The sequence below is a fragment of the Martinezella sp. CNPSo 3890 genome (assembly GCF_057784455.1).
In genome coordinates this window covers 15,208-27,731 of sequence record NZ_JBXSOR010000024.1, presented here as the reverse complement: position 1 = coordinate 27,731, position 12,524 = coordinate 15,208, and the positions used below count along the sequence as shown (strand labels likewise).

Sequence of the window (12,524 nt, the reverse complement as noted above, 5' to 3'; positions counted from 1 at the left end):
TATGACCATTTTCCTGCCTGCCTCTCCGTAAGCGGAGAGATGCCATTGTTGTCGGCGGGGTCGAGCTTCGGCTATCCGAGCAGATAGGCCCAAAGCGACACTGAGAACGCCCCGAGCGCTGTCGTCAAGGTAATCGTCGAGGCCGCGAGACTGTGGCCGACCCCGAAGCGATTGGCAATCAGCCAGGCGTTCACACCTGTAGGAACTGCGGCAGTCAGCACGAGCGCGGCGCGCCATTCCGCGCTAAGGCCAAGGAGGTGGCCGGCTGCTAGCACACAGGCTGGCAGAAGGAATAGCTTGAAGGAGGCGATCACACTGGTGATGCCGAGATTGCCTGACATTCCGTATTGACGCAGCGCCATGCCGAGCGAGATCAACGCCGCCGGGCCGGCGATATTGGCAATGCTGTCGATAGCGGTTCCGAGCGTCGCGGGAATGGGAAGGCTGGTCAGATGAACGACGAGGCCGCAGAAAAGGCCGATAACGAGCGGATTGCGGACGAGATTGCTGCCGACCTGCCGCAGCAGCTCGGGGGTGCTGCGGCCGGCGCCGGCATTTTCCTTGCGCTCGGCCTGTTCCATCAGCAGCGTGCCGGCGATCATCATGGTCGGCAGGTGCACGGCGATCAGGATCGACATCGCCATGACGCCATCCGGCCCGACGGTGCGCCCGACCAGCGGCAGGCCGATGAAGATCGTGTTGGCGAAGGCCGAGGAAACGCCGGCAAGCACGCCTATGCGAGCATCCCGCCCGAAGAACCGGGTCGCGACAATATGGCCGGCGGTCCAGGTGATGGCGACGCCGGAGAAATAGGCGATCCAGAGCCGAAAAGGCGATGCGCCGCGAAAATCCGCCTCCGCTATGGTCTGGAACAGCAGGAGCGGCACGGCGATCTTGAAGACGAACTCGCTCATCGCCTCGCCGACCTCGGCCTTCAACAGGCCGGTGCGAACGATCATCCAGCCGACAAGAATGAGCAGGAAGACCGGAAGAACATCGGTGAGGATTTCGGACATGCCGGGCGAGGTCGTGAAAAAAGTGTGACTCTGGAGGATGATCCGGGAGTTGTAGCAGTTCGCCGACGTGTGAGAACCCACAAAAACAAAAAAGCGGGCATTGCCCGCTTGTGTGTCCGGTCTCGCCGGAAAGTCCCCCCGGTGCACATGCCGCCAGTTCATCCGTGGTCGGCCCGCGTACCGGTGAGGCGGAAGGCATCATTCCTTCCCAGACTGGCTCGGAAGTCTTTCGAGCTTCCCATCCCAGCCGCTTGATAAGCATTTAAAGATAGAAAGTGACAGGCAAATGACTGATTGGAATTAAGTTGGCAGCCTCGGCGCTGATTTTTCTTCCAAACTTCGGAAAAACCGATATTACCGGATACCGGCTATCACCAATACCGGGATCCTCCAATAGATGACTCGTTTCGACGTACTGACCGTTGGCAATGCCATCGTCGACATTATCGCCCGTTGCGACGATCAGTTCCTGATCGACAACAAGATCACCAAAGCCGCGATGAACCTCATCGACGCCGAACGTGCCGAGCTCCTTTATTCGCGTATGGGCCCGGCTCTCGAAGCCTCCGGCGGCAGCGCCGGTAATACGGCTGCGGGTGTTGCGAATTTCGGCGGCAGGGCAGCTTATTTCGGCAAGGTCGCAGAGGATCAGCTCGGAGAGATTTTCGCCCATGATATCCGCGCCCAGGGCGTGCATTACGAGACCAAGGCGAAGGGCACGTTCCCGCCGACTGCCCGCTCGATGATCTTCGTCACCGAGGATGGGGAGCGCTCCATGAATACCTATCTCGGCGCTTGCGTCGAACTCGGTCCGGAAGACGTCGAGGAACAGGTCGTCGCAGATGCCAAGGTAACCTATTTCGAAGGCTATCTCTGGGATCCGCCGCGCGCCAAGGAAGCTATCCTCGAATGCGCCCGTATCGCCCATGCCAATGGCCGGGAAATGTCGATGACGCTCTCCGACAGCTTCTGCGTCGGTCGCTACCGCGACGAATTTCTCGATCTCATGCGCTCCGGCACCGTCGATATCGTCTTCGCCAATCGCGACGAAGCCCTCTCGCTCTACGAGACCGACGATTTCGAGAAGGCGCTGAAGCTCATTGCAGCCGACTGCAAGATCGCCGCCGTGACGACAGGCAAGGACGGCGCCGTCATCGTGCGCGGCAGCGAACGCTATGTCGTCGACGCCCATCCGATCGAGGAACGTGTCGACACGACCGGCGCCGGCGATCTTTTCGCCGCCGGCTTCCTGTTCGGCTATACGCAGGGCCGCAGCCTGGAAGATTGCGCCAAGCTCGGCAACCTCGCCGCAGCGATTGTCATCGAACAGATCGGCCCGCGGCCGATGCGGTCACTCTCGGAGGCCGCGAAGGAATTCGGCCTGCTCTGACGGAAATCCGTCCGCGCATGATCGTAACAGCCGCCCGCTGCCGAGAGCGCCGGGCGGTTTTTACGTTTGACACGGCTGCCTAAAGTGTCGCGCAAAAGCGTGTAGCGGTTTTGCGAGAACGACATGCGCAAAATCAAGGACCTAAAGCACAGGGAGCGAATCTGAAGATCGCGACGTGCTTGTCTTATGACTGTGCCTGCTTCTTGTGAGAAAAAGAAGCGCCGGAGAGGACGGCCATCCTCTTCCGGCGATGGGGGATGGATCGGAGACGCGCAGGCCGCCATTCTGATGAATGCCGGGCCGAACTAAAGTTTGATCGCCCCCATCTTTTCCAATCGTCCTGAACGGATACCCGAGCTCTAGGCTCGGATGACAAGCATGGGAGACGGAAAAGATGACTGAGATTATCATCGGTGCCGATATCTCGAAAGATCATATCGATCTGTACCGACTATCAGATGGCGACAGGCTGCGCGTGAGCAACGACGGCAAGGGATTTGCCGCCATCCTTGGCTGGATCGGCAACACGCCTGTCGCGCGTGTGGTCTATGAGCCGACCGGTGCCTATCACAGGGCATTCGAACGCTTCATGCTCACCCGTAGCCTGCCAGTTTCCAAGGTCAATCCGCGTCAGGCGCGACGGTTTGCCGAGGCGATTGGAAAACTGGCCAAGACAGACCGTGCGGATGCCGGGATGCTGGCGCAATTCGGCATGCTGCTGAACCCGCGCCTCCTGTCGCCGGATGCCGCTTCTTTCAGTGAGCTCAAGGAGTTGCATGCCGCACGTCTGGCGCTGGTGAAGGATAGGACGGCTGCTAAGAACCGAGGCAAGAACATCACCCAGCCGCTGCTCAAACGGCAGAATACCGCCCGCCTGAAGCAGATCGAAGCGCAACTCGCCCAAGTAGAGCAGGCCATCACCGACCACATCGCAATCGACGAGAGCCTCAAGGCGCGCTTTGATATCCTGGTTTCCATCCCCGGTCTGTCGAAGATCACAGCCTTTACCCTTCTCATCGAAATGCCGGAACTGGGGAAACTCGATGAGAAGGCAGCCGGCAAGCTTGCGGGCCTCGCGCCAAGCGACAGGCAGTCCGGAGTGTGGACCGGCCGCGCCTTCATCGTTGGTGGCCGCGCCATCGTCCGGCAGGCTCTTTACATGCCGGCCCTTGTCGCCACTCGCTTCAATCCTGATCTCAAGGCCAAATACGACACGCTCAGAAAAGCTCGGAAACCGCCCAAAGTCGCCATCACCGCTATCATGCGAAAGCTCGTTGTCCTTGCAAACGCACTCCTGCGAAAACAGCAAAAATGGACACCAAAACCCGCTTGATTGAAACGGATACTTTAGTGCCAGAAGAGCGTTGCGGTCCCGCCCTCGTAGAAGATGAGGATGCCGAGAGCGATCAGGACGAACGGCACGATCCTGTGGCCGTGGCGACGGATCGGTGCACCCAAGGTCGGATGATTGACGAGCGAGTGCGCGGCACCAAGCCAGATGGCCGTCAGCACCGCGAACATGCAGCCGATGGCGAGGATCTCATAGGCGGAACGTGTTGCGAAGATCGGCGTATAGATGCTGATATTGTCGCCGCCATTGGCGATCGTCACCAGCGCGACCGCCACAATGTTTCCATGTCCCGCCGAAGCTTTCGCATGATCTTCCGGATCTTCGCCGGTCTCGATGCCGTTCCAGAGCTCCCATAGTCGCCTGAGGCCAAAATAGATCGGCGCAAGGCCGAGCAGGCCAATATAGGCAGCGGGAATGACGAGAACCAGAAACGAGGCGAGGGCACTGAAGCCATAGAGCGCGCCGATGCCGAGATATTGGCCAATGACGATCTGTCTCAGGCGGAATTTCCGATCGGCGAAAAAGCCGAGAAGGACGAATATGTCGTCTATGTTCGTCGATGCGAACATGACGATGGCAACGCCGAAAACGCCTAGCACGTAACCCAAGATCGCCGGTCTCCCTATCCGATCCCGGATACAGCATTGCGTAGCGAAAGTCGCGTGGCTGCGTTCGGCGCCAAGCGAGCGGTCGTTACTTGAAGGCTTCGCCGGGGTAAGCGCCCCAGATCTCGGATTGCGCCACCCATCCCTCGGTGCCGTCGGCGGTGACGAGGCACCAATCGCCCGTGCATTCCTTGACGCTCATCATCACGCCGGGCTGAAGCTTGGCAATGACGGCGGCGGACGGTTGGGATTCGCGGCGCATGTTGACGAAGACGGCCTTGCCCTTGCCTTTCATCCAGGGAGCGGCAATGGCCGAGCGCTGGCCCGACAGCAGAGATTGGTTGACCCAGCCTTCGGTGCCGTCGGCATCGCGCACGCGCCGCCAGTTATCATATTCCTGGATGATTTCGACCGGCAGACCCTGCTTGAGATAGAGCCACGATACGGCGTAATCCGCGCTCGGGCCGATGCGCAGATTGACCCGCTTCGATTTCAGTGTGACGAAGCGCGGCAGCGGTAGGCCGCTCGGCCCCTTGGCGGCCTGGGCGGCGGCAAGATCGGCCGACACAGCGGCCATCATCAGGCCGATTGCGAAAATGGCGCAGGACTTCAAGACGTTGCCACGCATGGGATTTCCGTTCGTTCGTCATGACAAAGGCGCGCCATTCCGGCGACCTTTCGCTCCGGTGAGCGGCAAATCCTCGGATCGCGTCAGCGAGTTTTGTTTGTCTTCGCCTGCGGGTCTGGTAGAAATGCCCGGAACGGGAAAATTATCCTGCTTCTTGGTTAAGAACATCTGAACAAGGCATCGCCGCTCGCCATGACGACGAAGAAAAAACCGAAGGTCTATGTCACGCGCAAATTGCCTGACGCGGTGGAGACGCGCATGCGCGAGCTCTTCGATGCCGAACTCAACATCGATGATCGCCCGCGCACGAAAGACGAATTGATTGAGGCCGTCCGCTCTGTCGACGTGCTCGTGCCGACAGTCACCGACCGCATCGATGCCGAGATCATCGAAGAAGCCGGCCCGCAGATGAAGCTGATCGCCAGCTTCTCCAACGGCACGGATCATATCGATGTCGAAGCCGCCGCCCGCCGCGGCATCACCGTCACCAATACGCCCAATGTGCTGACCGAAGATACCGCCGACATGACCATGGCGCTCATCCTCGCCGTGCCTCGGCGGCTAGCGGAAGGTGCGCGCGTGCTGACGGACAGCCCCGGCGAATGGGCCGGATGGTCGCCCACCTGGATGCTCGGCCGCCGCATCCACGGTAAGCGCATCGGCATCGTCGGCATGGGGCGGATCGGCACGGCCGTTGCCCGCCGCGCCAAGGCTTTTGGCCTTTCAATCCATTATCACAATCGCAAGCGCGTCAATCCGGCGACGGAGGACGAACTGGAGGCGACCTATTGGGACAGCCTCGACCAGATGCTCGCTCGCGTCGATATCGTCTCGGTCAATTGCCCGTCGACACCGGCGACCTATCATCTGATCTCGGCCCGCCGCCTGGCGCTGCTGCAGCCGACGAGCTATATCGTCAACACGGCGCGCGGCGACGTCATCGACGAGACGGCGCTGATCAAGATCCTGCGCGAGGGCAAGATTGCCGGCGCCGGCCTTGACGTGTTCGAGAACGAACCCGCCGTCAATCCGAAGCTGGTGAAGCTCGCCAACGAAGGCAAGGTGGTGATCCTGCCGCATATGAGCTCGGCCACACTCGAGGGCCGAATCGACATGGGTGACAAGGTCATCATCAACATCCGCACCTTCATCGACGGCCATCGCCCGCCCAATCGCGTTCTGCCGTTTCGGTGACTGAAGCATGCTGATTCGCCCGCCGAAACGCGGCTGAATACCCGGCTGCAAATTTGATCTCACTTCCCTCTCGCCGGTCATGTGCATGTCACAAAGCCGGCCCAGAGGTGACCACAAACATAAATCAGGAAGGGCGGAAATCATGGCGCGGGCGCTGCCGCATGAGCGGGTGCAATATGTGGTCGAGGGCGGCTTCAAGCTCTCGGGCGAGATCGAACCCAGCGGCAACAAGAATGCTGCGTTGCCGATCATCGCCGCATCGCTTCTGACCGATCAACGTGTCGAGCTCAGCAATGTGCCGCGTATTCGCGATGTCGAGGCGCTGGTGGAGCTGATCCAATCGGTCGGTGCAAAAGTGCGTTGGCTGGGTAAGAACGAGCTCGAAATCGAAGCGCGGGAGCTTCGTCCTGCCAATCTCGATCCCGATCTTTGCGCCCGCATCCGCGCCTCCATCCTGCTTGCCGGACCGATGTTGGCGCGTTGTGGCGAGATCACCCTGCCGCCACCTGGCGGCGATGTCATTGGTCGCCGGCGTGTCGATACGCATTTCCTGGCGCTGGAACAGCTCGGCGCGAAGATCGAGGTCAACAGCGTCTATAGCTTCCGCACGGAAGGATTGCGCGGCGCCGATGTCTTTCTCGACGAGCCCTCCGTGACGGCGACGGAAAATGCTCTTTGCGCCGCCGTTTTCGCCGAGGGGACGACGATCCTGCGCAATTGCGCCTCTGAGCCGCATGTTCAGGATCTCGCCCGCTTCCTGATTGCCATGGGCGCCCGAATCGAAGGCGTGGGCACCAATATGATGACCATTCACGGCGGGCAGCGGCTGGACGGTGCATCGCATCGCATCGGTCCCGATCACAATGAGGTTGGCTCGCTGATCGGCCTTGCCGCCGTCACCGGTTCGGAAATCACCATTCGCCGTGCAGGCGTCGAGCATCTGCGCTCCACGCTGATGACCTTCGAGCGCCTCGGCATCCGCTGCCAGATTGACGGTGACGATCTCATCATCCGCTCCGGCCAGGAAATGAAGATCCAGCCGGATTTCGGCGGTCATATTCCGAAGATAGAAGACCAGCCCTGGCCCGCCTTTCCGGCCGATACCATGTCGATTGCCATCGTCACCGCCACGCAATGTGATGGCGTCGTGCTGATGTTCGAGAAAATGTTCGAAAGCCGCATGTTCTTCGTCGACAAGCTGATCGCCATGGGCGCCCGCATCGTGCTGTGTGATCCGCATCGCGCCATCGTTGCCGGCCCCTCCAAGCTGCGCGCCGCTCAGCTCGAAAGCCCTGACATTCGTGCCGGCATGGCCATGTTGATCGCGGCCATGTGCGCCGAGGGCACGAGCGTCATCAACAATGCCCAGCAGATCGAGCGCGGTTATGAGCGCATCGAGGAGCGGCTGAACGCCCTGGGTGCCCGCATCACCCGCATCCCGCCGCGCGAGGCGTGACGGCTCCATCCACCGGCTGAGGATGCGTTAGGCAATCGCCTTGCGCATCTCGATCGACGTCGTCCGATCGAACCCGGCGTGGCGATTTTCGGCCGTCTTCCGAAAGCCCCATGCTGCGAAGGTGGCGTGATTGTCGGTGAGCTCGATCCGCGTTTCAAGCCGCAACGCCTTGAGGCCAAGCTCTCGCGCCGCTGTCTCGGCCAGGCCCAGCAGTTGCTTGCCGATACCTTTACCTTGCGCCGCCGGCACCACGGCGAGCTTGCCGACATAAAGGCTCTCTGCCTCCGGCAGGCAGAAAATGCAGCCGACCAACTGTTCGCCATCGAGCGCCACATAAGCGATCTCGCTAAGTGCCTTCGCTTTCAGCGCTTCGGATGTCAGCGCCAGCGCCGAGGAGGGCGGATCGATGCGTCCGTTCATATAGGCGAAGGACGTCAGGATCAGATCCAGCAACGCATCCCAGCGATCGAAGCCATCATCGAGGCGACGAAGCGTGATATCGCTCATTCAGCAGCAACCCGGGCGCGTTTGCGGCGATAGCGCACGGTTTCGAAGCGCGATGAAAGCCCGTCATAAAGCAACAGGCGACCGATCAGCGGCTCGCCGATGCCTGTGATGAGCTTGATCGCCTCCATCGCCATGAGCGTGCCGATGACGCCGGTCAAGGCGCCAATGATGCCCGCCTCGGCGCAGCTCGGAATGAGACCCTCCGGCGGTGGCGCCGGGAAGAGATCGCGATAGCGAGGATTGAGGTTACCGTCCGCATCGCTCTCGTAAGGCTTCAACGTGGTGACAGATCCATCGAAGCGCCCGACAGCACCTGTCACCAGCGGCAAATGCGCTGCTTCGGTGGCATCGGCAGCCGCATAGCGCGTATCGAAATTGTCGGAGCCGTCGATGACGAGATCGAAACCGGCGAGGTGCCGCGCAGCCGTATCGGCACTGAACCGTTCCTCGAAGCGGATGGTGCGCACATGCGGGTTCAGCCGCGTGATGGCGTCTGCCGCGCTCTGGGTTTTCAGTTCGCCGATCGTGCCCGTATCGTGAATCACCTGCCGCTGCAGGTTGGACAGCGAAACGCGGTCATCATCGGCAATGCCGAGCGTGCCGACGCCGGCGGCCGCAAGATATTGCAACACCGGCGCACTAAGGCCGCCGGCGCCGATGACAAGCACACGCGCCGCCTTCAATTTTTGCTGGCCAGTGCCACCGACCTCCGGCAGGAGGATATGGCGGTGATAGCGGGCGATTTCGTCTGAGCTCAAAGGATCCATGGCAAAAGTCTAGCACAATCGAGGGCGAGGAGGCGCTAGGATTTCGTAATGCCGCCATGCGCCACGGTAAAGAATTGCGCGCGCTCGCCAAGAGCCGAGAACATGGATTTGTCCGTGCCGGTCATGAAGGCCTGGCCGCCGAGCCCGTCGATGAGATCGAAAAGCGCAGCACGCCGTCCCTCATCAAGATGGGCGGCGATCTCGTCGAGCAGCAGGATCGGCGCATAGCCTGTGAGATTGCCAACTAAACGCGCATGGGCAAGGATGAGGCCGACGAGAAGCGCCTTTTGCTCACCGGTCGAGCACCGCTCCGCTTCCATATCCTTCTCGCGATGCCTCACCAGAAGATCGGCCCGATGCGGCCCATCCAGTGTGCGACCGGCGGCCGCGTCGCGGTAACGCCCCTCGCGCAGCATATCGGCATAGGTGTCTTCGAGATCGACGGCCGGCCGGTCGAATTGTCCGTCGAGGAAGCCGGAAAGCTCCAGTGCCGCCGATGGAAACGGCGTCGCCTCGCGCGTTTCGGCGATCAGTCGCGAAAGGAGGCTGAGCATTTCCTGCCGCGCGATCGCCATGGCGATGCCGAGGCTTGCCATCTGTTCCTCGATGCCGCCGAGCCAGGATGGATCGAACCGGCTTTCGGATAAAAGCTTGTTGCGGCTGCGCATGGCGCGCTCGAAATCGCTGGCGCGGCGGCCATGGGCGGGGTCAAGCGACAGGACTAGTCGGTCAAGGAAACGGCGGCGTTCCGAGGAGCCGCCGGTAAAGAGGCCATCCATGGCCGGCGTCAGCCAGAGAACGCGCAGATGATCGGTCAGTTCGTCGACCGTCTTGGCTGGAGTGCCGTTGATTCGCAGCCGACGGGCGGCTGATTCGTCGGTCGTATCGATGCCGGTGCCGATTTCGACGCTGCCATCCATGCCCTCGAGCTCCGCGAAGATGGAAAAGCCGCCTGGCGCATCGACCCGGGTGACATCGGTATAGGCGGCGCGACGCAGGCCGCGGCCAGGCGATAGCAGGGAGACCGCTTCCATGAGATTGGTCTTGCCGGCGCCGTTGTCGCCGGTCAGCACCACGTGCCGCTCGTCAAGCGTCAGCGCCGCCGCCGCATAGTTGCGGAAGTCGGTCAGCTTGAGGCGCGAGATGGAAACCTTGTTCGGCATCTGTCTTTAAGATTCGCAATCGATGGCCGAGGGGTATGCCGAACCCCGCGCAAGTGCAAGGTTTTTGCCGATGGTTTGAAATGTAAGCGCCGTCACGGGCCACCCTCGTCCTTCGACGGGCGCAGGATGAGGGTTGGAGTGAGGCCGCAGGCTGAGGGAAGCTGTGGGCAAAGCGAGGGGATGAGCCCTCATGGTGAGAGGCCAAGGGGCCGTCTCGGACCACGAGGGCGGGTGATTCGCCCGCCATTCGGCATCCTTGTCTTTTGAGGAGATCTATTTGAATTCCTGCCGATATTGGCATTAACGCACGGCACTACCTATATCGCCATGCTCGGGGAGGTTTGGGATGAAAGGGGGCATCAATTGGAATTTGCAAAAGCACTGCTCGTGCATACGCGCGCCGATTGGGCGCGCGTGAAAACGGGCGAATCGGGCGATCTCGTCTATCGCCGCGAAGATGGCCTTGCTTATGCGAAAATCGCGTCGTCAGCCCGGTCGGCCGATCTTGCAGGCGAACGCGATCGGCTGCTTTGGCTGCAGGGCAAGGGTGTCGCCGTCCCAGGAGTTATCGATTGGCGCGAGGTGGAGGAGGGTGCATGCCTGATCATGACAACAATTCCCGGCATACCGGCAGCCGAGCTGGATGGAGATGCGCTGCTGAAGGCCTGGCCATCGATGGCGCGGCAGCTGAAATCTCTTCATGAGCTGCCGATTGATCGATGCCACTTCGATCGCAGCCTGTCGCTGATGTTCGCAAAGGCAGCGGATGTGGTTTCGCGAAATGCCGTAAACCCAGATTTCCTGCCGCCGGAGGATCAGGATAGGCCGGTCCGCGAACTGCTTGATCGCGTCGAGCGCGATCTGCCGGTTCGGCTCGATCAGGAAGCCATCGACAGGGTTCTCTGCCATGGCGATGCCTGCATGCCCAATTTCATGATCGATCCGCATAGCCTGCAATGTACCGGGCTGATCGATCTAGGCCGTGTCGGCAAGGCCGATCGTTCTGTCGATCTCTCGCTGATGATTGCCAATGCCGAGGGAAGCTGGGTGACGCCCGAACAACGAGAGCGAGCCTTTTCGATCCTGTTCGAAACCCTGGAAATCGCAGAGCCGGACCGCGAACGTCTCGCCTTCTACCTCCGGCTCGATCCGCTGACCTGGGGCTGATTCGCGCATGCCAATAAAAAATCCGGCCGAATCATCGGCCGGATTCATGTGAAACATTTTGATTCGCGGCTCAGTCGCTGAACGTGTCGAAGAAATCCTTCATGCGGGCGAAGAAGCCTGTCGATTCGGGATTGTTGTCCTTCGAGGAGATTTGCTCGAATTCCTGCAGCAGTTCCCGCTGCCGTTTGGTCAGCTTCTGCGGCGTCTCGATCTGGATCTGGATATAGAGATCGCCGACCTGGCTGGAGCGCAGCACCGGCATGCCCTTGCCCTTCAGTCGGAACTGCTTGCCGACCTGCGTCCCCTCGGGAACGGTGACGCGCGATTTGGTGCCGTCGAGCGTTGCGACATCGAAGGTGCCGCCAAGTGCCGCGGTCGTCATCGATATAGGCACCGCACAATAAAGATCGGCGCCATCGCGCTGGAAGAACTCATGCGGCTTGACGGAGAGGAAGATGTAGAGATCGCCCGCCGGTCCACCGCGCAGACCAGCCTCGCCTTCGCCCTGCAGGCGAATGCGCGTACCATCTTCGATGCCGGAGGGAATGTTGACGGAGAGCGAGCGCTCCTCGGTCACGCGGCCCTGGCCGTGGCACTTGGTGCAGGGATCGGGGATGATCTGGCCGCGGCCATGGCAGGTCGGACAGGTGCGCTCGACCGAAAAGAATCCCTGCGCAGCGCGCACGCGGCCGGAACCCTGGCAGGTGCCGCATGTCTTCGGCTGCGTGCCGGGCTTGGCGCCCGAGCCGGAACAGACGTCGCAGGTGATCGAGGTCGGAACCCGGATCTGCGCCGTCTTGCCGCTGAAGGCCTCCTCCAGCGAGATTTCCATATTGTAGCGAAGATCGGCGCCGCGCTCGCGGCCGCCGGAAGAACGCCCGCGCGAGCGGCCGCCACCCATCATCTCGCCGAAAATGTCCTCGAAAATATCGGAGAAACCGCCGCCGCCGAAACCGGCTCCGAAGCCGCCACCGCTGCCCATGCCGCCATGCTCGAAAGCGGCGTGGCCATAGCGGTCATAGGCTGCGCGCTTCTGCGGGTCCTTGAGCGTTTCGTAGGCTTCGTTGATTTCCTTGAACTTCCGCTCGGCATTGCTGTCGCCCGGATTCTTGTCCGGATGATATTGCATTGCCAGCTTGCGAAAGGCGCTCTTCAGCTCTTTCTCGTCCGCCGTCTTGGAGACGCCCAACGTCTCGTAAAAATCCGCTTTTGCCATATTAAGGATTAGAACCCCGGAAATGGATTTCCGGCTGCCAAAAGGCAGCCGGATCTAAGTTTCC

At 60.9% G+C, this 12,524-nt stretch carries 12 protein-coding genes; 5 read left to right on the top strand and 7 right to left on the bottom strand.

Translation table 11 applies throughout. The features are described from left to right. Positions 1 to 71: 71 nt before the first annotated feature. The gene (locus AC13RC_RS31555) at positions 72 to 1,016 is read right to left on the bottom strand and encodes an AEC family transporter (protein ID WP_113354125.1); all 945 of its coding nucleotides are present in this window, start codon (positions 1,014 to 1,016) and stop codon (positions 72 to 74) included. A 397-nt stretch (positions 1,017 to 1,413) separates the two neighbouring features. On the opposite strand from AC13RC_RS31555, the gene AC13RC_RS31550 reads away from it, so the two are divergent. Both AC13RC_RS31550 and AC13RC_RS31545 read left to right on the top strand, forming a co-directional pair. Then, the gene (locus AC13RC_RS31550; protein ID WP_145324186.1) at positions 1,414 to 2,406 is read left to right on the top strand and encodes an adenosine kinase; all 993 of its coding nucleotides are present in this window, start codon (positions 1,414 to 1,416) and stop codon (positions 2,404 to 2,406) included. A 394-nt stretch (positions 2,407 to 2,800) separates the two neighbouring features. Then, positions 2,801 to 3,739 (top strand): IS110 family RNA-guided transposase, encoded by a 939-nt coding sequence (locus tag AC13RC_RS31545; protein WP_488559558.1) that lies wholly within the window; start codon positions 2,801 to 2,803, stop codon positions 3,737 to 3,739. Positions 3,740 to 3,753: 14 nt separating this feature from the next. Here the strand turns inward: AC13RC_RS31545 and AC13RC_RS31540 are convergent, their stop codons facing one another. Both AC13RC_RS31540 and AC13RC_RS31535 read right to left on the bottom strand, forming a co-directional pair. After that, the gene (locus tag AC13RC_RS31540; protein WP_233788791.1) at positions 3,754 to 4,356 is read right to left on the bottom strand and encodes a cadmium resistance transporter; all 603 of its coding nucleotides are present in this window, start codon (positions 4,354 to 4,356) and stop codon (positions 3,754 to 3,756) included. A gap of 94 nt (positions 4,357 to 4,450) precedes the next feature. Continuing rightward, a complete protein-coding gene (locus AC13RC_RS31535; RefSeq protein WP_113330920.1) occupies positions 4,451 to 4,990 on the bottom strand; it encodes an SH3 domain-containing protein in 540 nt (179 codons plus the stop codon). Between the two features lie 192 nt (positions 4,991 to 5,182). On the opposite strand from AC13RC_RS31535, the gene AC13RC_RS31530 reads away from it, so the two are divergent. Beyond that, complete coding sequence (locus AC13RC_RS31530) at positions 5,183 to 6,184, top strand: 2-hydroxyacid dehydrogenase (RefSeq protein WP_095433520.1); 1,002 nt, start codon at positions 5,183 to 5,185, stop codon at positions 6,182 to 6,184. 142 nt (positions 6,185 to 6,326) lie between these two features. Then, a complete protein-coding gene (murA, locus tag AC13RC_RS31525) occupies positions 6,327 to 7,640 on the top strand; it encodes a UDP-N-acetylglucosamine 1-carboxyvinyltransferase (RefSeq protein ID WP_113397407.1) in 1,314 nt (437 codons plus the stop codon). 27 nt (positions 7,641 to 7,667) lie between these two features. Here the strand turns inward: murA and AC13RC_RS31520 are convergent, their stop codons facing one another. From AC13RC_RS31520 to recF, 3 genes are read right to left on the bottom strand one after another with little or no spacing between them, the layout of a single operon-like run. Next, entirely contained in the window at positions 7,668 to 8,147 is a 480-nt protein-coding gene (locus AC13RC_RS31520; RefSeq protein WP_488559557.1) for a GNAT family N-acetyltransferase, read from the bottom strand. After that, positions 8,144 to 8,914 carry a molybdopterin-synthase adenylyltransferase MoeB gene (locus AC13RC_RS31515; protein ID WP_145324544.1) on the bottom strand — a complete coding sequence of 257 codons (771 nt, stop codon included), beginning with the start codon at positions 8,912 to 8,914 and terminating at the stop codon, positions 8,144 to 8,146. The genes AC13RC_RS31520 and AC13RC_RS31515 overlap by 4 nt, the downstream gene beginning before the upstream one ends. Before the next feature lie 35 nt (positions 8,915 to 8,949). Continuing rightward, positions 8,950 to 10,077 (bottom strand): DNA replication/repair protein RecF, encoded by a 1,128-nt coding sequence (gene recF / locus AC13RC_RS31510; RefSeq protein ID WP_488559556.1) that lies wholly within the window; start codon positions 10,075 to 10,077, stop codon positions 8,950 to 8,952. A 363-nt stretch (positions 10,078 to 10,440) separates the two neighbouring features. On the opposite strand from recF, the gene AC13RC_RS31505 reads away from it, so the two are divergent. After that, positions 10,441 to 11,244, top strand: a complete 804-nt coding sequence (locus AC13RC_RS31505) for an APH(3'') family aminoglycoside O-phosphotransferase (protein WP_488559555.1) — start codon at positions 10,441 to 10,443, stop codon at positions 11,242 to 11,244. A 70-nt stretch (positions 11,245 to 11,314) separates the two neighbouring features. Here AC13RC_RS31505 and dnaJ read toward each other — a convergent pair whose 3' ends face one another. Beyond that, the gene (dnaJ, locus tag AC13RC_RS31500; protein ID WP_152094670.1) at positions 11,315 to 12,460 is read right to left on the bottom strand and encodes a molecular chaperone DnaJ; all 1,146 of its coding nucleotides are present in this window, start codon (positions 12,458 to 12,460) and stop codon (positions 11,315 to 11,317) included. Between the last annotated feature and the right edge of the window lie 64 nt (positions 12,461 to 12,524).